This window comes from Psychrobacter pacificensis (assembly GCF_018336615.1).
In the GTDB taxonomy this organism is placed as follows: Bacteria; Pseudomonadota; Gammaproteobacteria; order Pseudomonadales; family Moraxellaceae; genus Psychrobacter; species Psychrobacter pacificensis.
On record NZ_CP048752.1, the window covers coordinates 1792256 to 1817753 of the forward strand.

Below are 25498 nucleotides of genomic sequence, written 5' to 3' on the forward strand. Positions count from 1 at the left end.
ATCGACTATAAAAATGACTATCATATTAATTTTAGGAGCGCCATTGACCCATGTATACTCATAAAAAACTACTAACCTCTTTACTTGCGGGTAGTTCAGCATTACTTATCTCGCAAAACGTGCTCGCAGCCCCTGTCGTATTAGAATTGGACTATGAGATTCCTGTCCAACAAAACCAAGTCGCGTTTGTACCATTCGCAGGCGATTCTGTTTTGTCCCCTATTATTTTAAATGATTTGAATAATACAGAACTAAAAGTCACCAGCCAAAACCTACCGCAGCAGCCACGCAGCAGTAGCGAGCTGGCAGGCACACTGCCAGTATGGCAAAGTATGGGCATACCTTATTTGGTCGTCGGCAGCACTCGTACCAATCGCGGCAAAATCGTCACCGATTATGAGGTCATCGATGTCAAATCTGGTCGCGTGATAGAAGGCAAGCAAAGCCTAACCGCTGACAATAACAGAGAAAGCATGCGCTACGCGGCTCATGTCATTGCAGATAAGGTCTATGAGCTGATTACGGGCATTCCAGGGGATTTCTCAGGGCGTATTGCTTATATAGAAGAAACAGGCACTGGCAAACAAAAAGTCTCTCGTCTAAAAGTGATGGATGCTGATGGTGAAAACGCCAAAACCATCACTGAGGTAGCAGGGTCTATCTTCTCACCAGCATGGTCACCTGACGGCAATCGTATTGCCTACTCGGTACAACGTGAAAAATCATATCCCGTCATCTACATTCAAAACGTCAGTGGCGGCGGCGCCAGTGTGCTAACGCCTTTTTCTGGTAGTAACTTGAGTCCGTCATTCTCTCCTGATGGCAGCAAAATCCTATTTTCTAGTAGCTTTGAGGGTAGCGCCGATATCTATGAGATAAGCGCAAGCGGCGGTACGCCTAGACGCCTCACTAATTTGCCAAGCAGTGAGGTGCAGCCAAGCTACGCTCCTGATGGCAAGTCATTTGTATTTGTCAGTGACAAAACTGGATTCAATAAACCACAAGTCTATCGTTATGAATTTGGCTCGGGACGCACCACCAAAGTATCAAATGGTGGCTATGCAACCAGTCCGCAGTTTAGCAGCGACGGAACACAAATCGCCTTTTTAAGTGGACGCTCAGCCGCGATTATGAATAGCAATGGTGCGGTGACGACCAACCTTGGTAATACGGGTATCGATGAAGCCCCAAGCTTCTCACCCAATGGCAAGCGCGTGGTCTATGCGTCAACCCAAGGCGGCAAAGGTGTACTAACGATTAAATCATTGAATGGTGGCGAAGCGTTCGGCAAATCAGGACAAGGCATCATCCGCTCACCCGTATGGTCATCAAGTCCAAAGTAATTTAGGCAACTGAATCACAACGTTAGAATTTACTCATACAAAAAGCCTTAATCATAATGAATATGATTAAGGCTTTTTTGTGTCATAAGCTGCTAGAAGAAAAGTGATAAAACCTACTTAGTAAAACCTGCCCGCCGTCTTATGCACTCTTCTTAGGTACCCTTCATTCGAACTCATTTTTCTTCCTTATTGTTAGTAATAAACCCGTAAACCGGTTAGTACCAAAAAAAACATTGCATTAACTTTCATTTTACCTATATCCTAAATAGGTCTGACTAATTGGTCAGGTTATTTAGATATTGGCCAACAAATATAAACTATTACTGTTGTCTATTTTAAGGTCGGGAACTTACCCCTATTATTTGAATCGATAAAAAACAGGTCAAGGATTGGGTTTTAATTTTTATCTAATGATTTGTTACGTTGTCTGATATATACAGCTAATTGGGTGCTAAGCAGTTATTCTAGGAGGAAACCACCATGAGTGAAAACGTTCCAGCAAATACTGATTTATTATATAGACTGCACGACCGCCCCAACCCTATCAAAGCATTCTTAGGTGCCATACAGCACGTACTTGCTGCTTTCGTTGGTATTATTACCCCTTCACTAATCATCGGTGGCACTTTAGGTTTAGGGGAACATATCCCCTATCTGCTAAGCATGTCCTTAATCGTATCTGGAGTCGCGACTTTTATTCAAACGCGAAAAGTAGGGCCCATCGGCTCTGGCCTTATGGCATTACAAGGCACCAGTTTTGGTTTTTTGGCGGCAGTATTGACCGCAGGATTTGTAGTAAAAAACCGCGGTGGTAGTCCTGAAGAGATTTTATCCGTTATCTTTGGTGTGTCGTTTCTCGGTGCATTTGTTGAGATATTTTTGAGTCAATTTATCACCAAACTCAAATCATTTATGAGCCCTATTGTTACTGGCTGTGTGATTGTCACGATTGGTTTGTCCCTAACAAAGGTAGGTCTCACTGATTTGGCAGGTGGGTTTGGTGCTGAGGATTTCGGTAGTATTCCAAACCTACTCTTAGGTGGTGGCGTACTCGTCAGTGTGGTGCTCATTAGCATTATTAACAATAAGGTTATTCGCTCAAGTGCTATCTTTATCGGTCTGATGTTAGGCTTGCTCGCTGCCGTATTTATGGGGCGCATTGATTTTTCATTGGTGTCTAAAGCGGATTTTTTCACCGTTCCCATTCCCTTCAAATATGGTTTTGGTTTTGATTGGCAGGCATTTATTCCCATTGCCTTTATGTACATCATTACCAGTATTGAGACCTCAGGCGACTTGACCGCTACCTCGATGATTTCAGGCGAACCGATCAAAGGCCCTCTCTATGAGAAGCGCATTAAAGGTGGTGTGTTGGGTGATGGTGTCAACTCGCTGATTGCGGCTGTATTCAACACTTTTCCTGTGACAACCTTTAGCCAAAATAACGGCGTGATTCAGATGACGGGGATTGCCAGTCGCTATGTTGGTTTTTATGTTGGCGGTATCTTGTGCCTGATGGGTCTATTTCCTATCCTTGGTGCGATTTTCACGCAGCTGCCCAAGCCTGTCGTAGGCGGGGTCACGCTACTGATGTTTGCCACTGTCGCAACTGCGGGTATTCGTATACTATCCACCGTGGATTTTACCCATCGTAATGTCTTGATTATCGCCACGTCACTAGGATTAGCAACGGGTATTGCATTCGTTCCTGACGTACTCTCACAGACGCCGCAATTTTTCCAAAACATCTTTGGCTCAGCGGTGACGATGTCCGGTATTGTGGCAATCACGCTTGATATAATCCTACCAAAAAACTACGGTGTAGAATTTGATACGGCTGAACAACATGCCGAAGATGGCTTAAAAACAGCGCAAAAAGTGGCATAAATTTGAATGTTTAGCCCTGTCTGAAAGTAAAACGAGGTGCCATAAAATTTGTTTATGCACCTCGTCCGCTCTGATCCCTTAATCACAATGACTTAACTGTATATAATCATTCAAGTCCACAGCCTCGTAAAATAAAAGGCACTAGAAAATCTGCTGCGCGCGCTTCATCTTCTGCGTCATAAGCTGTTTTGTCCATCAGGCCGACAATTTCAATCTCAAATTCAGCGTAACGCTGGGTCGTCGCCCATATCAAAATTAGTAGTTGCAAGGGATCTGTAATCCCAATCTTGCCTTGCTTATGCCACTCTTTCATGACTTGCGCTTTATCATTTACCCAATCTTTCATCGTTGTTGACATAAATTCGTGCAAGTGAGGCGCACCGCCGATGACCTCAATGGCAAACAACTTATGACGACTAGGATTGACAAAAGCTTGATGCAGCTTGGTACGGACAAACTTTTCAATGACAGTTTTTGGATCGCTGTCCACTGTCATGGTCACCAAGCCGTCATTCCATTCTTCAATAATCGAGCGTAGCACCGCCATATATAGGTTTTTTTTGTTTTTAAAATAATAGTGAACGTTGGCTTTAGGCAGTCCTGCTCGATCAGCGATGCCTTGCATCGTAGCGCCGCGATAGCTTTGGAGCACGAACTCCTCTTCAGCCGCTGCCAGTATCAACGCTTGATTGTGCGCGCGCGTAACTTGTTGACTACGATGCGATGGCGCATCAGTAGTCAGGATATCCTCTTTCTGATTATCTTGAGTCATAACAATGGTATCTCACTCCAAATGGCTGGTTCGACAAAATAGTCGCTATATTTTTGAATGTTTTTATATATCAATGCACAGATTTTCGCAGCATGAGCCACCAAATAAAAAAATTCTCATAAAACAGTTGACCAATTAGTCAGGTTTTAGCAGAATGGTAATTATAAATCACACGTATTACGACCAAAACTATACTGCCATGTCATTTTGCAGCTCAACTATTAGTATTTCCTCAAAAAATACGTTCTGTATCGTCAATTTATCATGATTAGAAAGCTAGCAACTTAAATACGCACTGTGGGTTTGCTTAAATAAAAATGCAAACGTCGAAAAACTAAAAAATGAACCATAAAAACATCGATTGCTATCGCTAAGTCTAAGCAAAAAACCACCATGTATAAACCTTTATTAAACAATAGTTATCCAGTCCACATAATGGGCTGTCATATCAACAAAAAGGATATCACCATGAGCTTAACCTTAGCGCAATTTAATAATTTGTCTCAGGAAGTAGCCATTGCTCAGCTTTTAATCTGCTGTACCAGTAGCGTTTGGGCAAATAAGCTTGCCAATGCGCGTCCTTTTGCAGATTTCGATGCGCTCTTAGCGAATAGCGACGCTATCTGGGATGAGGTACAAACCAATGAGGCCAACTTGCTAGAAGCATTTGATGGACATCCACAAATCGGTAATGTGGCTTCTTTAAAAGAGAAATATCGCAATACACAAGATAGCGCCGCACATGAGCAGTCTGGCGCTAACGATGCGGCAGACGATGTACTCGAAGCGCTCGCTAAAGGCAATCAAGATTATCTTGATAAATTTGGTTTCATTTTTATTGTCTTTGCAACCGGCAAAAACGCACAGCAAATGCTCGATTTGCTCTTGGCGCGCCTGCCAAACGACCGTGCCACAGAGCTGGCCAATGCCGCCGCAGAACAAAATAAAATCACACGTTTACGTCTAAGCAAACTATTAGGTAATGCTTAGATGATCAACAGCTATCAAACCACATTATTACTATCAATGTTTGTCCGACGTTCTACTTATCAAATACGCTAGCATCATTACTCTATTTACGTCTTTACTAAATACAAAGGAAGCCTTATGTCTGCCACCTTATCGTCACATATCTTAGACACTCATTTGGGCACGCCTGCTGCTGATATCGCCGTCCGCCTACACCGCGTACCAGACAGCGGTGACACGATACTGCTTGCGCATGGAACGACCAATAGCGATGGTCGCGTGACACCAGATGCTTGGCAGTTTGAGTCAAGCATTGATGGCACTGAGCGTCAGCTAGATACGGGGCGCTATACCGTGACGTTTGATACTCAGGCATATTTTGATGCCCAGCAGCTGACGGCATTCTATCCGCAGGTGGTCATCGACTTTGTGATAAAAGACGCAAGCCACTATCACGTGCCATTACTTCTGAGTGCGCATGGTTATAGTACTTACCGCGGAACATAACCGACCCTTATTATCAAAAAACTGTGAGCGAAAATCGTTATCCGCTCACAAATATTTTATCAAGACACTGTCATATTAAAGGACACTTACCGCATGGGCGCCTATCTTCTCGAATGGTTGAGTTTATTTTTTCGCTGGTTTCATGTTATCGCAGGGGTGGCATGGATTGGTGCATCGTTTTATTTTGTGTGGCTGGATCTGAGCCTACGCAAGCCGCCACAGTGGAAAGCAGACAAAGGCATCTCAGGTGATCTGTGGGCCGTCCATGGCGGCGGGTTTTATGAGATTGCCAAATACAAGCTCGAACCAGAGGAGATGCCAAAAACGCTACATTGGTTTAAGTGGGAAGCTTACACGACTTGGCTGACGGGCGCGGCGATGATGTCTATCGTCTATTATGCCAATGCAACTGCCTATCTGATCGATCCAAGCAAAGTGCCTTTTACCAGTATCGGTGCCATTGCGACAAGCTTGCTGTTTTTATTTGGTAGTTACTTTATTTACGAAGTCATTGTGCGCAGTCATTTGGGCAAAAACGCCTTTATCTTTAGTACCCTGATTTTTATCTTGTTGGTTATCGCGAGTTGGGGTTCTTATCAGCTGTTTAGTGATCGCGCCTCGTTCATCCATATCGGGGCGATTTTGGGCACGGTGATGGTCGGTAACGTATTCTTCGGTATTATGCCAGCGCAGCGCGCACTCGTAGACTGTGTGCGGCGCGGCGAAAAACCGGGCAAAGAAGTCGCTGAATTGGCACTGCAAGCCAAAAACCGCTCACTGATGAATAACTACTTTACCCTGCCACTCATCTTTACCATGATTAGCAACCACTATCCGATGATGTATGCTCATGAAAAAGGTTGGTTGGTATTGGTCTTCGTCGGCGTTATCACTGCAACGGCACGTCATTATTTTAACCAAAAACATTTGGGGCATAAAAAACCACGCTACTTGGTTATCCCAGCCATACTGACGGTATTATTGATTATTTGGATGCGACCTGAACCAATTGATCCAGCGCCTGCAATGCCCGCTACTGCCGCAGTAACACCTACGACAACTAATAGCACCCCAACAGCTACAAGCGCGACTACTAATACTGATAACGTTAATAATAGCAGTGTTAGCAATAATGCCGCCACTGCTGCTGAAGCCGTACCAGTGAGCGCATCAGTAGATGACGCTATGATGGATGTTGTACATACACGCTGTAGCACTTGTCATGCAGTGCAGCCCACACAGCAAGGCTTTGCCGCACCGCCAGCAGGTATCATTTTGCAAACACCAGAAGATCTAAAAACACACAAAGCAAAAATCGTCACTGCGGTACAAACTGGCTATATGCCACTTGGTAATATCACTCAGTTAACAGATACAGAACGTCAGCAGCTTGTCGCATACGCATCATCCCTGTAGTTTGTTATCAATAGAAAACTTTCCTTGGCGAGCAATATTCAATTAAATATTTAAGGCTCTATGAGATATAGGAACATAAACAATGAGCAAAAAAATCATCAGTGATTTTGATCAAAATACATACCCACGCGACCTAAAAGGCTACGGTGGCAAGCCACCAAAAGCCAATTGGCCAGGCGGTGCAAAAATCGCCGTACAGTTTGTCTTAAATATCGAAGAAGGGGCAGAAAATAGCGTCATCCACGGCGATGGACAGTCCGAGCGCTTTTTGTCGGATATCTTGGGTACGCCCGAATTTAACAACCGTCACCAGTCTATTGAGTCTGCATTTGAATACGGCAGCCGTGTTGGTGTGTGGCGGGTGTTGGATGTGTTTAAAGAGTACGGCGCTCCTATCACCACTTTTACTTGTGCTGCCGCTGCCGAAAAAACCCCGCATATTATCGAGCGCGTATTAGAAGACGGTCATGAGATTGCCAGTCACGGTCTACGCTGGATCACTTATCAATATATGTACCGCGAGACGGAACGTGAGCACATTCGCCGTGCAACCGACATATTTGAGCGCATGCTCGGCAAGCAGCCACTCGGCTGGTATACGGGACGCGATAGCCCAAACACACGTGAGCTGGTCGTTGAACAAGGTGGCTATCACTATGACTCTGACTCCTATGGCGATGAGCTGCCTTACTGGCTCAATGTCAAAGCCCAAGATGGCGATCTAATCACACGCAAGCCGCATTTGGTCATCCCTTATAGCTTAGAGACCAATGACATGCGCTTTTCTTCGAGTCCAGGGTTTACTCACTCCGAGCCATTTTATCAATACCTCAAAGACAGCTTTGACACCCTGTATGAAGAAGGCGCAGAAACCCCAAAAATGCTGACCATCGGTTTGCATTGCCGTATTATCGGACGGGCAGGACGTATCAAGGCGCTAAAACAGTTTTTGCAATACATCACCAACAAGCCTGACGTGTGGATATGCCGCCGTGATGAGATTGCCAAACACTGGTATGAGAACCATCCTGCAACACCAGACAATACAGCCAACTGGATGTAGCTTTTGCCATTGCCTCGCTCATTGAATACATCGCAGTGTGTCGAATAAATAAAACAAGTGGCACACGATCAATTAAATCTAATATTAAACAAAAGGAATCATGATGAGTCAAAACACTTCAGAAGTGGGACAAATCATCTCAGCAAATAATCTACCTGAGAGCCTGCCAGCCTTTACTAAAAAATCTAACGTGGCTGACAGTCGTTTGGGTGCCAAAGCGCTATTTGCGACCGATGATTTTTTTGCGGATAAAAGCCGTATTCTAAACCCTGATGCGCCTATCTTTATTGTAGGTAAATTCGACGATAACGGTAAATGGATGGACGGCTGGGAGACGCGCCGTAAGCGTCATTTGGGCTATGATTATTTAGTCATTCAGCTAGCGCGTCCGACCAAAATCGCAGGTCTCGATATCGATACCAGTCACTTTACGGGTAACTTCCCCTCTTCTGCCAGTGTCGATAGCTTATACGCGCCAGAGCTACTACAGCAAGATGAAACTGAGCTTACTAGTCTCAGTAAAAAAGACTGGGACAGTAAAAACTGGCAGCCCCTTGTTGGCATGACCCCACTACAGGGCAATCACCATGAGTTTATCGAAACTGATAACGAGCAAACGGTCACACATATCCGTTTGAATATTTACCCAGATGGCGGCGTGGCTCGACTGCGTGTCTATGGTGATATCCAACTTGATGCCAGCCTAAACAATCAAGGTGAAATGCTCGACTTGGCAGGCGCGTTAAATGGCGGTCGTGCAATCGTTAGTAACGACGCACATTTTGGTGCCGCCAGCAACTTACTGTTACCGACCAAAGCGCCCAATATGGGGGATGGCTGGGAGACACGTCGCCGCCGTGAGCCAGGCAATGACTGGTGCATTATTGCCTTAGGGCAAGCAGGTATCGTGGATTCTATCGAAATCGATACCGCTCATTTTAAAGGCAACTACCCTGATAAAGTATCCATTCAAGCCGTCTACTCGCCAGACACCCCAGAGCAAACCTTGGTCACTCAAAGTATGTTTTGGGATACGTTGCTTGAGCCGCAAAAAACCAATGCGGATGATGTCCATACCTTTGGTAACGACAAGCTCTTAACAGACCAGCCTATCACGCATATTCGCGTCAATATCTTCCCCGATGGCGGTATCAGCCGCGTGCGCGTGTTTGGCAAGGTGGCAGATCATGTTGGTACTACTGATAAGACAGAGGTTAAATAATGAGTGTCATCCTAACGGCTCAGCCTTTGACCAAAGCCGACTTTGCCCCTTACGGCTCGGTTATCGAGCGCTATAGTGAGGAGGAGCAAACCGCTGACAACACTTACGAGATCAATAATGGCTATGCGGTTCGCCATCATGCGCTTGCTGCAAGTCAGCTTGAGGGTGGTACTGTCGGTATGAGTATCTTTCGAGCCAAAAAACGTGAGAATCCGATTGCGCTGTCCGTCATGGAGTATCATCCGTTTGGCACGCAAGCATTTATGTCGATGGAAGGTCAGGACTATGTCGTCGTCGTTGCCAAAGCAGGCACGCCGCCGCAGTCGCCTGATGATCTGGCCGTGTTTTATGCCAAGTCGCATCAAGGCGTACAGTATGCTGCCAACGTCTGGCATCATCCCTTATTGGCGCTTGGACGCGACAGTGACTTTTTGGTGATTGATCGTATCAATGGCGAAGGTAACAACTGCCATGAGATAGACATTACGGACTGGGATGTGCTTATTGAGTTAGAAGACGTCAGTTAGAAAATGCCAGTTAGGAAAAAAGCCGCCAAGCTATCTCATAAGCACAGACAAAAAAGCACAGAACAAAAGATACAGACCAATCAAAGCCCCGTTTATGATATATAAATGGGGCTTTTTTGTGACTCATGTTTTTCGCCAGTTCATCAGGCCGTAGATTTTCGATAGCGGCTCTGACCGGCAATTATCGTCTGCTCAATCACTCTATCATCACCCAGCATCATCAGCACAAATAACTGCTCTTCAAGGGTTTTGGTCTGCGCCATACGTCGCTCTAACAGTGCTGTGGCCTTCATATCAATCACGACAAAGTCCGCTTCTTTATTGGGCATAAAGTTACCAATCTTATCATCTAATAGTAGCGACTGTGCATTGCCCAAAGTGCTCTGATACAACCCTTGGTGTGCTGATAATTGATTACTTTGTAGTTGCTGGACTTTGTACGCCTCTGATAACGTCGTGAGCATCGACAAGCTCGTGCCTGCTCCAACATCAGTGGCGATACTAACACCGGTATAACTTAACGTCTTGGGTAAATCGAACAGCCCACTACCCAAAAACAGATTGGACGTTGGACAATGTGATATTTGCGTACCAGTCGCGCGTAGACGCTCGTATTCTAGTGTCTCAAGATAGATACCATGTGCCAAGGTGGTACGGCGGCCCAGTAATCCCATATCATCATAGACGTCGAGGTAGCCTTTATGATTGGGATACAGCTCCTGCACAAAAGCCACCTCATCACGGTTTTCTGCCAGATGCGTTTGCAAATACACACTGTCATGGCTAGCATACAACTCACCTGCCAGACGTAATTGTGTAGGGCTCGACGTAATCGCAAAGCGCGGGGTAATGGCCACATGCTGACGCCCGCGCTCATGCCAATTATCAATGATATTTTGAGTGTCACGGATACTTTGCTCAGCAGGCACACATAGCGGCTCAGGCGCATTTTGGTCCATCAAGACATTACCCGTGATCATACGCGTATTGAGCCTGTGGCTTTCAGCAAAAAACGCCTCGGCAGATAACGGATGACTGGTCGCAAAAACCATCGCACTGGTCGTGCCATTGGCAAGTAATTGGTTCAAAAAAAACTGCGCGGTATCATGCGCTATTTTTGGATCACCAAAGTTGGCTTCCGTCACAAAGGTATAATTATTGAGCCAGTCGAGCAGTTGCTCACCATAAGCGGCAATCATATCTACCTGCGGATAGTGCACATGGGTATCGATAAAACCCGGCATGATGAGTTTGTGCCGATGGTCATGAATCTGTACTGGTTCTTGACTGTCATTAGTAGCGGTCAGCACATAATTTGCTAGCATCGCCTCTCGACTGCCATAATTGATAACCAGTCCAGTCTCATCATCAATAACAAGTGCACCGTCGGCAATATACTCAGGGTAAACACGCACGCCTGCAACTACTGGAAGCAACGTTGTATCTTTATCAACGGTCAGATTTACGAGAAAGTCAGGAATTCTAGTATCGGATAATTCAGCAGCCGTACGCTTAGCAAGGTCATCTTCGCTAATATAATGTAATAAATGAGCTTGATAAATATGTAGGGTCATTTGGTAGTCTCACAATGGCGTAGTAGTACTGAGCGTTTAAATTATTTAATGAAAAATGACACGGCTTCATGAAGTAATTAGTCCCTTCAAAGAGCAACCTGATGATAACGTTGTAATAGCTGTGCCGCGATAGATACAGCCACCGCCATTGGCTCTTTGCCGCCGATGGGTAATCCGATTGGCATGATGAGCTGATTGACTAGTTGCTCACTATAGCCACGCTGAATCAAACGGTCTCTAAAACGCTTGGCTTTGGTGGATGAGGCAATACAGCCAATATAAGGTAATGAGATATCTGAGCGCTTACTATCAGCTAAGCAGATATCAGAAGTAGTATCTAATGCTGCGCGCACCAGCTCAAAATCCACACTATGGTCATGCGTCATAACCAAAATAAAACGCTGACCACCCTGCTCGATAAATGGACGCACAAAATCGACAGGATCGTCATCGATATGCGCACGGATATGCCTTGGTAGCTGATAGAGTTGTGATTGATTCGGTGTGGGGTTTTGGTAGGCACTGTTGCCTGCTTGGCCCGTTTCACTGGAGTTGGTTTTATCAATCAAGTAACGCTCAAACATCTCTGGGCGACTGTCTACCCAATCTACCTGACATGGCAATTCAGCAAGGATAGTCATGAGCGCTGATGCCACATGACCTGCTCCAAATACCAGTACTGTCATCGGCGGCGTCACGTTAAAGCATTCGAACATAACAGTGACGCTACCACCGCAGCATTGGGCCAATTTCGCACCCAGTGGGTAATGCTTAGTATAAACCGCGTCTCGGCGTACCGCTTTAGAAGGAGCTGACGCGCTTGTCTCATTAGCTTCAGAAACTTTTGGTTTGACTTGTTTGGATACCGTGGTGGATATCTCGCCACTTAATAGCTGACGAGCAGTAGTAATCACATCGTGCTCTAGACCGCCGCCACCCAGCGTATCTACGATACCATCCTGCGTGATAATCATCTTTGCCTGTAGTGCACGCGGGGCCGAACCATTCACAGCCACGACCGTTGCCAACACATGAGCCATGCCGCGCTGCTGATATCGCGCTAGACCTTCATACCAGATAACTGGTGGGACCAATGACTCACTCACTGTGCGCAGGACCTCTTGCCCCTGCAACATTTGGGTGCTCTATCGCCTCTGGCTGCTCATCGGTCTGTTTGCCGGCTACCTCTTTTGGATCGATATCTTTGGCATGACGCACATCTTGCGGCATGACTTTGTCGTTATAGAGACCGCCCTTTTCTTCTATACCTTCAACAAGACTATCCATCGTATCCTTGTCCGCTTTGGTCTCTAGATCCCAAGACGACCCTTCCATACGCATAACTGCTTTTAATACGGCTTCTGGGGTCGCAGGCATGGTCAATTCTGGATTTTTTTGATAATTACCAAGGCTAGCCACCGCGTTATTGATAGCGCACCAGACACTGGCAGCCAACATAAACGGCGGCTCACCAACGGCTTTAGAATTATAGATAGTTTGTTCTTCGTTTTTGCGATCGTATAGTTTCACATTCCACTGCTTAGGCAAGTCATGCGCCGTTGGAATTTTATAATTGGCAGGACTATCGGATGCAAGCTTTCCTTTATCATTCCAGATCAGCTCTTCTGCTGTGATCCAGCCCATACCTTGCACAAAACCGCCCTCAATCTGACCGATGTCAATGGCAGGATTGATCGATTGTCCTGCATCATGCAGCACATCACAGCGCGGCACTTTGTACTCACCTGTCAGCGTATCAATCTCAACCTCAGCACAAGCTGCACCTAGCGCAAAGTAGAAAAACGGACGTCCCCATGCTTTAGAGCGATCATAAAATATCTTCGGCGTTTTATAGTAGCCAGTAGACGATAGGCTGATGCGATTTTGATACGACAGCTGAATCATTTCGGCAAAGGTTAGTGTCTTTTTATCACCGATATAGACGTGGTTTTTTTCAAAGCGTATGTCTTCTTGTGACACCTCAAAATGCTCAGCAGCAAATTCAACAATGCGCGCTTTGATACTTAAGCAAGCATTTTGCGCTGCTTTACCGTTGATATCGGTACCTGATGACGCGGCAGTTGGTGAGGTATTAGGTACCTTATCCGTACGAGTCGCTGACACTTTTACTGTATCTAGATCCACATCGAACTCATTGGCGACAATTTGGGCGATTTTGATATACAGACCTTGCCCCATCTCCGTCCCACCATGATTGAGGTGGATGCTGCCATCGGTATAAATATGTACCAGCGCACCCGCCTGATTGAGCGTCTGCACCGTAAATGAAATACCGAATTTTACGGGCGTTAGCGCGATACCTAAACGCTTGTCACTACCTTCTGCGGCGGCTTTTTGATTGAATTCTATAATTTGCTGACGGCGCTTGTCGTAATCGCAATCCGCTGCCAGTTTGGTCATGATGTTTGCTAAATCGAAATGTTCAATGGTCTGACCGTAATGGGTGCTTTGACCATCTTGATATAAGTTTGCTAAGCGCACTTGCAGCGGATCTTGCCCCAAGGTATAGGCAATATGGTCCATCATATATTCAGCGGTCATTAGCCCTTGTGGACCACCAAATCCTCGATAGGCCGTATTGGATACGGTATGCGTCTTACAGCGATGACCCGCCACACGAGCCGCTGGATAATAATAGGCATTATCACAGTGGAACATCGCTCTATCGACGATGGCATCAGATAGGTCTGGCGCATAACCGCACAGACCAGCCAATTGCATATCGACGCCCAATATACGCCCAGACTTATCTAAGCCAACCTCATAACGATTGGCAAACTCATGACGCTTACCGGTCACGACCATATCATCTTGGCGATCTAACCGCATACTGACAGGAACGTTATGGCGCTTGGCAACGATACCGCACAGACACGCCCATGCCGCGGCTTGCGTTTCTTTACCACCAAAACCACCACCCATACGGCGTACGACCGTATTGACCGCATGAAAGGGCAAATCCGTCACTTCGGCGACGAGCTGCTGCACTTCACTTGGATGCTGTGACGACGTATACACTTCCAGCCCGCCATCATCACAAGGCACTACATAAGATACTTGTCCTTCAAGATAAAAGTGCTCTTGCCCGCGCATATGAATATGACCTTCAATACGAATCGGTGCACTCTCAAGCGCCGTCGCCGCATCACCACGCTTCATAAAATGACTCGGACGCACAAATAACTCTTGCTCTAGCGCTTTATCAATACTAAGTACCGCTGGCAATGGCTCATATTCTACTACTGCCTTGGTAGCCGCCTTTTTGGCAGCGCGATGGCTGGTTGCCACCACCACAAATAGCGTCTGACCGACATACTCTGTAATGTCATTCACCATCAGTGGCTCACCATCAAACACCGCACCGATATCTGTCTGCGCCGGTAAATCTTTAAAACTTAAAACATCAACGACCCCATCAGCCTCTCTGACAGCACTCAAATCCATACCTAATATACGTGCATGAGCGTGGCTGCTTTTACCTACTGCTAGATGTAGCGTGCCTTGTGGTTTGGTAATATCATCCACATAAGTTGCCGTCCCCATCACATGGGTGATCGCACTGTCATGCTTGGCTGACGTGCCAATCTTGTTTTTTGGCGGACGCACGCGGCGGATACTATAACTGTCAAATAAAGACGAATGATGGCTCATAGCAAATCTCTTCTATTAGTACGCATTTACTGATGCGCTTTTTTATTTCTGACAAATACACTCATGACGCAGTATTGATACTCAATTACGCTGACAGTCAAGCGCTCTCAGCCTGCATCTCTGCTACTAAATGTTTACCGCACTTCACCAGTAGACGCTGCACCACATGCATGCGATATTCACGGCTGGCTCTGACATCCGTCATTGGTGTGACATCTGCAGATAACACCTGTGCTGCTTGCTCAAAACTTGCAATATCAGTAGCTTGACCAATAAGCGCTTGCTGACAGTGCACCGCAAGCAGTGGTATCGCTGCCATGCCACCGAGCCCAAGCTTTACATTGTCGATAATTGCACCATCTGCTGACACATCAAGCCGCGCCGCAAGCAAGCACGCTGAGATATCATCTTCGTAGCGTTTGCTAATCTTATGGATAAATAAATGCTGATGATCTTGCATCAAAGGAATATGAATAGCGACAATATAACTGCCTGCTTGCAACTTGGTCTTTTTATAATCTAAGAAAAATGCTGATAACGGTATGATTTCATCCGTATAAACCGAATCACTACTATCTAAATCTTTACCTGACTCTTCACGATTCGGCGCGCAATGACGCAAATGAATTGACGCATCTAACGCCAAGAGAATCGGTGGCAAATCACCAATCGGGGATGCGTTGGCGATATTACCGCCGATGGTGCCCATATTACGAATTTGCGGAGAGGCAATGCGCTCAAACACTTGCGCAAAGCGTGGAAAATACTGCTCAAGCACAGGGAGCATTTGCTGATAGCTCATGCCAGCCCCTAGCACTAGCGACTGACTTTGAGTTTGTTCGTCAGTCGATGTGTTACTATTTGCATCTGATAGCGACCAAGACTTTAGCGCCTCAATACCTGAGAGCTGAATAATGATCTCGTGATCGATTAGATGCTGCGTCACACTCAATCCCAAATCCGTACCACCTGCCCAGATCGTCGCCTGCGGATTAGCTGCTAATATTTGATTAAGCTCGTCTAGTGACTTGGGTATATATAACCGTCGCCCAGCATCATTGAGTGCAGGGGCAATAGCTGTTGACTCTACATTGTCCGACTCGGCTTCAGCTGGCGCATTTGCAGATACTGCTGATTCCTTTGTACTACCCATCGCGTCTGTTGCGAGACTGATAGTCAAGTCTTTCACCACCGACTGCTCTGCCTCTCTTTTCTGACCGATATCGCTCATCAGTAGGCCTGCCTCGATAATCGGACGATAGCCTGTACAGCGACATAAATTGCCCGATATTGACGCAACCACTTCATCATAGCTCAACTGCTTAGCATCACTCTGACTTGCTGCTTCCGAACTTGTCTGCAAACGATTATTTTCGTAGACGCAGGCCAGTGACATGACAAACCCAGGGGTACAAAAACCACACTGCGATCCGTGACACTCAACCATCGCCTGCTGTGCTGGATGCAGCAAAGCACGTTCTGGATGATGCTCAGGATTGTCCGCCAAGTAGGACGCTGTCATAAGATGATGACCGTCCATCAGCGACAATAGCGTAATACAGGAGTTAATCGTATAGAATGGAGGCGTAGCATTTTTTTCGTTGCCATTTTCATCATTAAGCGTTTGCTGGATAGTGCTAGGCAGGCGTTGAGCCATTACCGTACAAGCACCGCAATCACCACTGCCGCAGCCTTCCTTCGTATCCGTTTGGCCTTCATGCAATCGTAGATACTCAAGCACTGTCGTATTGGGGTTAAGCTGGGTTAGCTCATGGTATTTTCCATTGAGATAAAAACTAATCATAGCAAGGCTCGGCTAAAATAATGAAAGTGAGTATAAGACTGAGAAGCATTAGTGGTTTGAGTACGAAAGGTAAACGCTTAATCTATATTTTGCTGCAACCGCTCAAGTAAGTTTATCGGCAAGTACGTTTTTAGTTTTTAATATACTTACTATTTATTCTATGTCGCATTTGCAGGATGTCGATGAGTAGGATATCGCACACTCTTTTATAGCAAATAAATCGACCATAAATAGCAGTAATTATCAGGAGCTTTTGCCAAGAATTAGTACTGCTATATACCTGACTATTTGGTCAGCTTTCAACATATTATCACTATTCTTATTTATAACACAACCCATTCAAACATCTGTCGATACTGCTAAATGATTGACCCTCAAGCCGCTATCTGACAACCGCTATCAATCCTAACAGCAGAGATAGTTTCTAAGACTCGTCATGTTAGTCATTGATATATAGTCGAACCACTATTAAAGTGTTACAGCGTTAGACTCGTTTAGCCTACTACTGTAGTACTTGCACTCGTCTGCCTCGTACCACTTTTAATATTGATTGACTATAGCTAATACAAACGCATAGTAGACAAGTTACGTCATGACTGAATAAATAATTTCTTCAAAAACAAAGCCAAGTCTTTGTACCTTTTTAAGGTTATATAACCGACCTGTTTTTATATATAATACCTAAAAGTAAACCTTACTTTTAACTGTCATCGCTTCTAACGATAGATAGACATACAAGATATATTATTGGGTAATATATCGTCTCTGAGATACTATTATGAAGTCACTTACCTCTATTTGTCTGCTGATAGCGTCGCTAATGCTGACTGGTTGTCAACATTTCCAATTTGTTGATAGCCCTATTCCTGTTAAGCCTGTACCGACTAATCTGGTTGCTCCATAAAATGGTTACTCCATAACATTGACATAAAAAAAGCAGACATCAATAGTGTCTGCTTTTTTACTGGAGTAGCCTGTCACCCACTGTGTTATCTAACGCTTACTATCCGCTGGCTGATGTTTAATGATGGTTTTAGCCAAATGATCACCAAACCAAATAGCGGTATCAATATCTCCTTTTCCTGGCGTCTCCTCAGGCGGGCCATCGAGAGATTGCGTCATCAAACCTAAGAAGCTAGACAGACGATTGAGATCGTGTGCCTCATGACCCGTCGGCATAAGCGGCAGCCCAATCCAGTTCATGCCGTGCTGCATGGCATACAAAGAAATTTGCTGCAACACGGAAAGTTTATCACCGCTCAGACCGCCTGAGTTGGCAAAAGCTGCGGCCCATTTGCCTTCCCACGTGCGGTTGTACCAACGCTTTGAGGTTTCATCCATAAAGGTTTTGAATTCAGCGGTGACGCTGCCCATATATACCGCGCTACCGAAAACCAATAGATCTGCCTGATCTAAATAATCCCAGTCAATATCATGAATATCAACCGCTTTTGCTTGGGCCTCTGGTAATTGCTGATGCGCGCCTTGTACAATCGCTTCAGCGACACGCTTAGTATGACCATAGTTGCTATGGAAAATAACGGCAATCGATACGTTAGGCGTACTATCAGGAGATATTTTTGAGGATTCGCTAGTTGTATTCATACAGACTCTAATAATGACAATAATGGTTAAATAAAAATAATATAGTGTACGAGTGCAAAACGACTCAGCGCACTCAATAGGTTTGTTAGTTGTGAGCTGACATCTACGTAGCGGCGCGGCGCACAATCACGAGCGCCATTCTTCCCGTTGCAGGCTGCTGCATATGCGTTTGACGACGATAAGAATAGTAATGCCGATCTGCATAGCTACAGCTGATAGGTTCTTTGTTATCTATCGACACGCCAGCGGCTGTTAATTGATCAGCGGCCAGTTTTGGTAAGTTTAGCTTAACTTTATGCGCGTGCACTGTAGCGCAATTCGATAGTTTATCAACTGTCTTATGTAAATGCTGAGTATCGCTATGATTTTCAAGACCATTATCTGAGCGCATCACATATAAACTGTCAAAATTATCACTATCTGACGCCGTGAGTAATTGATTATCTAAGCAACCAGCCAGTAATTGGTCACGAACTTGATGACCCACTTCATAATTGGCCTGACTGATACACACCCCTATCCAAGCCTGTATAGCCCCTGAATCGGTAAAGCGCTGAGCAGTCTCTCGAATCACGCCGCACGCCAATCCTTGCCAACCTGCATGAATGGCGGCGATTTTACCGCTTAAGGGTTGGTATAAGACAATCGGCACACAATCTGCCGTCATGATCGCCAGTCCACGACCACTTTGCTTGCTGATTATGGCGTCAGCCGCCATTGGTGCCATGCTCAAAGGCGTCGTATCAATATCATGGATCTGTTTACCATGAATCTGACTGACCCAATGTAAGCTGTGAATAGCAGTATGTTGCTCAGTTTGTGATGACTCACTTGCCATCTGTGTATTAATCGCAGCCAACAGACTCATACGATTACCTAATACCTTTGCCGCCTCATCGTTGACATGCAGGCCTAGATTTAGCGCGCCATAATTTGCTTGATGGTTTGCTTGACTGTCAAGCCCTCTTTGCTGGCTTGCGGTAGCAGGTTCGTCAATATTATTCGGCGCAAAAGCAGCCGTTTGGAAAACAGCCACGTCATCCATTTGCGCGAGCATGGTCATTGGAAAATTATCTATTATCGGAAGCTTGTTTGTCACGACTGCCCCATCCTTTTATCTACTGACTGTCTAAAAATTGGCATCACTAAATCACTACTATAAACTTAGCAATTGTCGTAAACACCTTTAGACAGCCGCTTTTCTCAATAGCGTTTACTCGTCATCATAGCCGTCGCTTAATACGGCTATTAGCTGTTGCATGTCTTTTGGCAGTGGCGTCGTCACTTCAATATCCTCACCAGTTACCGGATGCACAAACCCAAGAGTATAGGCATGCAATGCTTGGCGCGGGAAGTTGCTGATGGCTTGGCGCTGTGCTTCTGTCAAACCTGCTCGCAGTTGACGACGACCACCATAGACACGGTCCCCGACTAGCGGATGGGTCACATGGCTCAGATGCACGCGAATCTGGTGCGTACGACCTGTTTCCAGTCCGACATCTAACAGACAGTAGTTGTCATTCAGTGGCGTGACATTTAATAGATGGGTTACCGCTTCACGGCCGGCAGTCATGACTGTCATTTTGGTACGCTGAGTACGATGTCGCCCTATCGGCGCATCAATACGGCGATGACGCAGCAAGCTTGCTTGATCGCCTGCTACCACACACTGATAATGACGATAAACAGATTTGTCTTTTAGTTGCTCCATCAACGCCATTTGAGCCGGTTTGGTTTTACCAATGAGTAGTAATCCAGAGGTGTCTTTGTCAATACGGTGTACCAACCCTGCACGCGGCAAGTGATGCTGCTGCGGATAATGATATAGCAAAGCATTGACCAAAGTGCCTGTCTGGTTACCCGCACCTGGATGCACCACCATACCGACAGGCTTGTTGATGACCAATACATCATCATCTTCATAGACCACATCGATATCGATATTTTCTGGTTGATCTTCACTATGCTGCTGCAATGTTGTCGATAGATGTAGCACGTCATCTGCTTTGACACGAACCTTTGGTTTTTGCACACTGCCGTTATAGAGTAAGCTACCGTCCGTGATCCAACCTTGTAATTGCACGCGCGAAAAGTCTGCAAATACTTGCGAAGCGACTTTATCAATACGTAAGCCAGACTCATCTTCTGTGACGATATGCGTTATATCTACCACCACTGGTACCGCTTGACCTGCTACTGGCGCTTCATTGTCGTCGCCTTCATCCATGTCGCCATCGTCAATTTCTTCATCAATATCGCTATCTTCTTCGAGCAAGTCGTCATTATCAAGAGCATCAGTATGCTCGTCCATTATTTCCTGCTCATCCATCATTTCTTGATTGTCAGGCTCGTCATTATTTAAAACGTTATTTGGCATTGGTGACTCTTGTGCTGATGAATCAGTCTCTAGCGATTGATTCGGTGATAAATGGGTAGTCATGGCATCATTATTCATAGCGGATTGATACCTAGCAAAGTTGCTAACTATGTAAAGTTACTAACTATATTTTGTTAGGTGACTTCATTCAAAGATAAAATAATAAAAAATTGTCGTTTTTTGACCTCTAGCAAATAATAAAAGCTATGCAGGTCAAAAAAGCGGAGACAATACCGCTCTAGTGTATCATGTCACGCGTCCAAGCCCTATAAAAGTGCATACTATCTGTGAATTTTTGAGCGCTTCTGAGGTGCCAAGCTTTACTGCTTAGCTCTCTAGAACATAACATTGCTGTAATTTACTGTATATTTGTTCCTGCCAGCGATATTCGGTATCGCTCGTGATAGCCGCTCATGGTAAACTGCCTGTAAAATATAGATAGCGAAAAAATAGACGAAGCAAACGTTATTCTATAAAGTATAGCCATGTTTTGCTGTATGCTATGGCACTGTATTGCTATGCCATATTCAAATACAGTATAAAAATACCATTGGTTTTTATTGACAGTGTTTGCCATTTAAACCTTTTGAATATGATTAAATGCATTTGATCTATTACAGGCTTACTATAAAAGCTCTATGTATCAGACCCAATCTACCAGTACAATACGTCATAACAAAAACTGCATTCGATGAAAAACGTGTTGCTTGTGCATCGCTGAATACTCAGCATCGTTTTTTATCACTAATTTTTTATATAGCATGATAGCACTGCTGCTATCATGCGTCTTGTGTCGGAGAAGAAGTATGCAAGCTGTTGGCAATACGTTTATCAAACTGTCCTCAATCACCTTACTTGCGCTTAGCGTCAATCTAGTGGGTTGCCAGACATTCAAAAACCTCACTGGCGCCAAAGATGTCGACGCGGTAGAAACAGCGGAAAAGTCAGAGCAAGGTTACTATAACGATGCCATCGCTCAAATCGATAAAGGCCGCTATGTTCAAGGTGTTGAAGAACTGACCAATCTGCGTACCTTTTACCCAACTGGGCAATACGCTGAACAGGCATTACTTGATATGATGTATGCACAGTATCAAAGCGATAAATACGAGATGGCAGCAGCGAGTGCTGAGCAATTCATCCGTCTATATCCTTCTAATCCCCAAGTCAGCTATGCTTACTATGTACGCGGCGTTGCCAATATGGAAGGCTCGTCTGAGAGTTTGAAGCTGTTTAAATTAAACCAAGCGGAGCGTGACACTGCGTATCTACGTATTGCCTTTGCCAACTTCCAAGAACTTATTAGCAAATACCCAAATAGCCCCTATGCACCAGATGCCGCCCAGCGCATGACATTTATCTATAATCAGTTTGCTGAGAGCGAGATGAGCGCAGCCAACTGGTATATCGAGCGTGAAGCTTATGTGGCAGCTGTCAACCGTGCCAAATGGGTCTTCCAGTACTATCCACTGAGTGAGTCAGTACCAGATGCCATTGCTGTCCTAGCCTATAGCCACGAAAAACTTGGTCTAACAGATTTGGCAAATGAGTACAAAACCCTATTGCAAATCAACTATCCAAACATGCTGACGAGTAATGGCAGCGTGAAACTGAGCACCAAACGTGATCGCTCTTGGCTCAATAAGATTACCTTTGGACAGCTTGGTCGTTCAAGCACAACTGACAACTCAGTGGCAACGGGCGAATATAATGGCGCGACCAAAACCCAAATGATTGGCAACGCAGCCCAGTTGAGACTAGCAGGGACAAACACAACGCCTGCCAACACTCCAGTCGCCAACAATGCGTCTGCACGTAATGGTATTAGCGTAGGCCTAGGTCTGCCTGAAGCGTCAGCTGAGCGCGTGACCAGCCAATCAAGCACTGGCTCGACTGCACGAGAAGCCAACGTCGATCCACTAAATACCAATCCAACACGTCGCACTACGCTAAATGACGACAGTGTGAGTGATATGGATAATAATTGATTATGTGAGGTCTTTTAGCCTAGCTAACACAGTCTGTATTCATTGATAATAAGGTCAACATTACGTTGGCCTTATTTTTCTAGCAGTACCTCATTACCTCTGCCCCAACATAATCGACCTATGGTAAACTGTTTTTTGTATGAGCATTCCTAACCATATTCTTGAACAACTCAATAGCCAAGCTGACCTGATCAGCATCATTGGCAAACACACCACGCTTAAACGCGCTGGTAGTGAATATAAAGGCTGCTGCCCTTTTCACGGTGAAAAATCGCCTTCTTTTTATGTCAATCCACAAAAAAATATCTATCACTGTTTTGGCTGTAGCGTCGGTGGCAATGCCATCAGTTTTTTGCGTGATTACGAGAATCTTACCTTTATCGAAGCAGTCAATGAGCTATCTAAACAAACAGGCATTGAAGTACCAAAAGAAGAGCAACAGAACGTCAGCTATCAACGCCGTACGCCAACACCTATTGCACCGCCGCCAGTTCACAATGTACCTAGCCCAACGATAGAGCACAGCAAAGTAAATCAAGACGGTGCAAACCAAGACGGCACAAACCAAGACAGCTATCGAAATAACTATCAAAACAACCGTCAAGCCAGTCATCAAAATAATGTTGACCAAAGCGACCAAAATCACATAGACCAGTCAAGTTATGATGACGCTCAGGGTTACGATAATTTCCCGCCGCTAGACGCTTACGAGTCAGCGCCTTATTCGATGGACTCGTATCCATCAGAGCCGTATTCGTCAAGCCATGCGGACGATGGTGGCTATCCGCCAGTATGGCTGACAGAAACTGACGCAGGCATGGATAGTATTGGTATCGATCAGACGTCTGATCAAGATGGCAATTTGTACGATCTGCTAGAGCAAATTCAGCAGTTCTATCAGCATAATCTACACACTCACCCTCATGCCAAGCAATACTTTTTGTCACGCGGACTCACTGAAGAGACTTTTGAGACTTTTGGTCTTGGCTATGCGCCATTTGGCTGGCAGCATCTTGAGCACCAGTTTCCACAAGATATTGAAGGACTTAAGGCACTAGGGCTCGTGCGCCAATCAGAGTCTGGCCGTGACTACGATCTGCTGCGTGATCGGGTTATTTTTCCTATTCGTGACAACCAAGGTCGCACCATTGGTTTTGGTGGTCGGGCGCTCGACGATGAGGTCAAGCCAAAATACATCAACTCCTCAGACTCCCCCGTCTTTCATAAGCAGCATGTACTCTACGGCTATTATGAGTCGCGCCAGCAGCGTGCAAATAGCTGGCTGGTGGTCGAGGGTTACATGGACGTCATTGCTCTCTATCAAGCGGGCATCTATGGGGCGGTCGCCTCGATGGGTACGGCAATCAATGAAAGTCAGATATCGCGGCTATTGACACTCAATCCAACGCTGACTTTGAGCTTTGATGGTGATAGCGCCGGACAAAAAGCCGCTTGGCGTACGCTTGAAGTTGCCTTACCTGTGCTTGCTGATGATAAAGAGTTGCGGTTTTTAACCCTACCTAATAATCATGATCCTGATACGTTTATCAAAAGTCATGGCAGCGATGCCATGCGTGAGCAAATCAGCCAAGCCATGCCGTTATCACAGTATATTTTTGCGTATCTGAGTGAGCGCTATGACATGAGTCTGGCTGAAGGTAAAGCCAAGCTCATGTCGCAAGTACGCTCATTGACGACCGCTTTGCCAAAAGGCAGTAGCTTTCGCTATTTGCTCAACAATGATGTTTATCAAAAGCTTGGCGGCAGGCGCAGTCAAAATGTCGAGGCCAAAGATGCGCTGCTAGACTTTGATGGTGATATGACCATCAGCCAACAATTGCAGCTGTGCTTTTTGTTTCAGCCGCGCGCACTCATTGATGACCCCATCGAGTCCATTTGGCAACAGTCTGGTATTAATGGCTTACACCTACCTGCGCATATCAAACAAAAGGCTTCAGCCGATACGCTGCGTCCGCTTGCTTGGGAAGACCTGCAAGACGTGGCTCTGCTTGACATCGTGAGCACTATCAAACGCTGTCTTAATTATTTGCCAAAAGATGCCAACGCAGCAGCGCATTTTATCTTATCAAATGTGAAGCCTGCGACCCAAGAGATGCTAAGCCGTAATTGGGGCGGCTTTTATAAAGCGCTAACCGCACGCAATATTTTGGGGCTTGATGGCCTGATCGAAGAGCTGGTCAGTCAGCTGCTTGAGCGCAATATGAAGAAAAAAATACAAGAGCTGATAAAAAACCCTGATCATATTAAGCTTGCGATCGTCCGTAAACAAACCCAATTATTGAACGATTGGCTACGGGCACAGCAGGCAGAGCAATCGGCACAGATGGTCACCGTGCAGTCTTAATGTTTAATTATCAAATCATGCCCCTTTAAAATTCTAGCCACTGCCCCCACTACTAATGATTATGCCCAGTAGCATGAGTCACTCCTAAATCATTTAGCTGATGGCAAATAAACGGCAAAAAATGGTCGGTAGCTATCACTAGCTCGTGCTTGACGACTGCGGTCTGTGTTAAACTGTGTCGCTGTATATTGACAGCACTGCTTGGTTAATGATTGTGAGCATGCATCTTTAAGCACAAATTTTAGGTATTATTTTACGTATCTGCTTTTAGATACTATTTTTGAGTATTAAATTTTAAGTACTATATTTTTTTAGGTACTGTATTGAAGTCTTTTTAGCTTTTCTAATTTTTAGCTGTTTTTTAGCATTGTTATTGTAGTGTTTTGAGCCTTTATTCATATCAACTC

At 45.3% G+C, this 25498-nt stretch carries 18 protein-coding genes; 10 read left to right on the forward strand and 8 right to left on the reverse strand.

What is annotated here, in order from left to right; translation table 11 throughout:
* Positions 1-50: 50 nt before the first annotated feature.
* Together GYK50_RS07600 and GYK50_RS07605 are read left to right on the forward strand one after the other, a co-directional pair.
* A complete protein-coding gene (locus GYK50_RS07600) occupies positions 51-1343 on the forward strand; it encodes a PD40 domain-containing protein (protein WP_212563618.1) in 1293 nt (430 codons plus the stop codon).
* A 480-nt stretch (positions 1344-1823) separates the two neighbouring features.
* Positions 1824-3230, forward strand: coding sequence for a nucleobase:cation symporter-2 family protein (locus tag GYK50_RS07605; protein ID WP_071001417.1), 1407 nt, complete (start codon positions 1824-1826; stop codon positions 3228-3230).
* A gap of 106 nt (positions 3231-3336) precedes the next feature.
* Here the strand turns inward: GYK50_RS07605 and GYK50_RS07610 are convergent, their stop codons facing one another.
* Positions 3337-4002: a TetR/AcrR family transcriptional regulator gene (locus GYK50_RS07610; RefSeq protein ID WP_071001416.1), complete on the reverse strand. Its 666-nt coding sequence runs from the start codon at positions 4000-4002 to the stop codon at positions 3337-3339.
* Positions 4003-4470: 468 nt separating this feature from the next.
* On the opposite strand from GYK50_RS07610, the gene uraD reads away from it, so the two are divergent.
* The 6 genes from uraD (at position 4471) to GYK50_RS07640 (ending at position 9706) form a co-directional block, all read left to right on the forward strand.
* The gene (gene uraD / locus GYK50_RS07615) at positions 4471-4992 is read left to right on the forward strand and encodes a 2-oxo-4-hydroxy-4-carboxy-5-ureidoimidazoline decarboxylase (protein WP_212563619.1); all 522 of its coding nucleotides are present in this window, start codon (positions 4471-4473) and stop codon (positions 4990-4992) included.
* A gap of 117 nt (positions 4993-5109) precedes the next feature.
* Positions 5110-5478, forward strand: a complete 369-nt coding sequence (gene uraH, locus GYK50_RS07620) for a hydroxyisourate hydrolase (RefSeq protein WP_212563620.1) — start codon at positions 5110-5112, stop codon at positions 5476-5478.
* 93 nt (positions 5479-5571) lie between these two features.
* Complete coding sequence (locus GYK50_RS07625; protein WP_212563621.1) at positions 5572-6894, forward strand: urate hydroxylase PuuD; 1323 nt, start codon at positions 5572-5574, stop codon at positions 6892-6894.
* Between the two features lie 82 nt (positions 6895-6976).
* Positions 6977-7957: an allantoinase PuuE gene (puuE, locus tag GYK50_RS07630; protein WP_212563622.1), complete on the forward strand. Its 981-nt coding sequence runs from the start codon at positions 6977-6979 to the stop codon at positions 7955-7957.
* A gap of 103 nt (positions 7958-8060) precedes the next feature.
* Positions 8061-9179 (forward strand): allantoicase, encoded by a 1119-nt coding sequence (alc, locus tag GYK50_RS07635; RefSeq protein WP_212563623.1) that lies wholly within the window; start codon positions 8061-8063, stop codon positions 9177-9179.
* A complete protein-coding gene (locus GYK50_RS07640; protein ID WP_212563624.1) occupies positions 9179-9706 on the forward strand; it encodes an ureidoglycolate lyase in 528 nt (175 codons plus the stop codon). Before alc ends, GYK50_RS07640 begins: the two co-directional genes overlap by 1 nt.
* Before the next feature lie 143 nt (positions 9707-9849).
* Here the strand turns inward: GYK50_RS07640 and guaD are convergent, their stop codons facing one another.
* The 7 genes from guaD to GYK50_RS07675 form a co-directional block, all read right to left on the reverse strand.
* Entirely contained in the window at positions 9850-11280 is a 1431-nt protein-coding gene (guaD, locus tag GYK50_RS07645) for a guanine deaminase (RefSeq protein WP_212563625.1), read from the reverse strand.
* An 86-nt stretch (positions 11281-11366) separates the two neighbouring features.
* A complete protein-coding gene (locus GYK50_RS07650) occupies positions 11367-12386 on the reverse strand; it encodes an XdhC family protein (RefSeq protein WP_227674244.1) in 1020 nt (339 codons plus the stop codon).
* Positions 12379-14952, reverse strand: a complete 2574-nt coding sequence (xdhB, locus tag GYK50_RS07655) for a xanthine dehydrogenase molybdopterin binding subunit (protein ID WP_212563626.1) — start codon at positions 14950-14952, stop codon at positions 12379-12381. The genes GYK50_RS07650 and xdhB overlap by 8 nt, the downstream gene beginning before the upstream one ends.
* Positions 14953-15049: 97 nt before the next feature.
* Positions 15050-16756 (reverse strand): xanthine dehydrogenase small subunit, encoded by a 1707-nt coding sequence (locus tag GYK50_RS07660; protein WP_093068999.1) that lies wholly within the window; start codon positions 16754-16756, stop codon positions 15050-15052.
* Between the two features lie 993 nt (positions 16757-17749).
* Positions 17750-18361, reverse strand: a complete 612-nt coding sequence (locus GYK50_RS07665) for a flavodoxin family protein (protein ID WP_212563627.1) — start codon at positions 18359-18361, stop codon at positions 17750-17752.
* A 103-nt stretch (positions 18362-18464) separates the two neighbouring features.
* Entirely contained in the window at positions 18465-19460 is a 996-nt protein-coding gene (locus GYK50_RS07670) for a purine nucleoside phosphorylase YfiH/LACC1 family protein (protein WP_284719294.1), read from the reverse strand.
* A 114-nt stretch (positions 19461-19574) separates the two neighbouring features.
* Entirely contained in the window at positions 19575-20672 is a 1098-nt protein-coding gene (locus tag GYK50_RS07675; protein ID WP_474200143.1) for an RluA family pseudouridine synthase, read from the reverse strand.
* An 872-nt stretch (positions 20673-21544) separates the two neighbouring features.
* Between GYK50_RS07675 and GYK50_RS07680 the strand changes: the two genes are divergently transcribed.
* Complete coding sequence (locus GYK50_RS07680; protein ID WP_093070971.1) at positions 21545-22726, forward strand: outer membrane protein assembly factor BamD; 1182 nt, start codon at positions 21545-21547, stop codon at positions 22724-22726.
* A gap of 139 nt (positions 22727-22865) precedes the next feature.
* Positions 22866-25091 (forward strand): DNA primase, encoded by a 2226-nt coding sequence (locus GYK50_RS07685; protein WP_212563628.1) that lies wholly within the window; start codon positions 22866-22868, stop codon positions 25089-25091.
* Positions 25092-25498: the final 407 nt, after the last annotated feature.

Excerpts from the sequence above, each read along its gene's own strand:
- GYK50_RS07600 (WP_212563618.1), top strand. The coding sequence starts at position 51 with ATGTATACTCATAAAAAACTACTAACCTCTTTACTTGCGGGTAGTTCA.
- GYK50_RS07605 (WP_071001417.1), top strand. The coding sequence starts at position 1,824 with ATGAGTGAAAACGTTCCAGCAAATACTGATTTATTATATAGACTGCAC.
- GYK50_RS07610 (WP_071001416.1), bottom strand. The coding sequence starts at position 4,002 with ATGACTCAAGATAATCAGAAAGAGGATATCCTGACTACTGATGCGCCA.
- uraD (WP_212563619.1), top strand. The coding sequence starts at position 4,471 with ATGAGCTTAACCTTAGCGCAATTTAATAATTTGTCTCAGGAAGTAGCC.
- uraH (WP_212563620.1), top strand. The coding sequence starts at position 5,110 with ATGTCTGCCACCTTATCGTCACATATCTTAGACACTCATTTGGGCACG.
- GYK50_RS07625 (WP_212563621.1), top strand. The coding sequence starts at position 5,572 with ATGGGCGCCTATCTTCTCGAATGGTTGAGTTTATTTTTTCGCTGGTTT.
- puuE (WP_212563622.1), top strand. The coding sequence starts at position 6,977 with ATGAGCAAAAAAATCATCAGTGATTTTGATCAAAATACATACCCACGC.
- alc (WP_212563623.1), top strand. The coding sequence starts at position 8,061 with ATGAGTCAAAACACTTCAGAAGTGGGACAAATCATCTCAGCAAATAAT.
- GYK50_RS07640 (WP_212563624.1), top strand. The coding sequence starts at position 9,179 with ATGAGTGTCATCCTAACGGCTCAGCCTTTGACCAAAGCCGACTTTGCC.
- guaD (WP_212563625.1), bottom strand. The coding sequence starts at position 11,280 with ATGACCCTACATATTTATCAAGCTCATTTATTACATTATATTAGCGAA.
- xdhB (WP_212563626.1), bottom strand. The coding sequence starts at position 14,952 with ATGAGCCATCATTCGTCTTTATTTGACAGTTATAGTATCCGCCGCGTG.
- GYK50_RS07660 (WP_093068999.1), bottom strand. The coding sequence starts at position 16,756 with ATGATTAGTTTTTATCTCAATGGAAAATACCATGAGCTAACCCAGCTT.
- GYK50_RS07665 (WP_212563627.1), bottom strand. The coding sequence starts at position 18,361 with ATGAATACAACTAGCGAATCCTCAAAAATATCTCCTGATAGTACGCCT.
- GYK50_RS07675 (WP_474200143.1), bottom strand. The coding sequence starts at position 20,672 with ATGGACGAGCATACTGATGCTCTTGATAATGACGACTTGCTCGAAGAA.
- GYK50_RS07680 (WP_093070971.1), top strand. The coding sequence starts at position 21,545 with ATGCAAGCTGTTGGCAATACGTTTATCAAACTGTCCTCAATCACCTTA.
- GYK50_RS07685 (WP_212563628.1), top strand. The coding sequence starts at position 22,866 with ATGAGCATTCCTAACCATATTCTTGAACAACTCAATAGCCAAGCTGAC.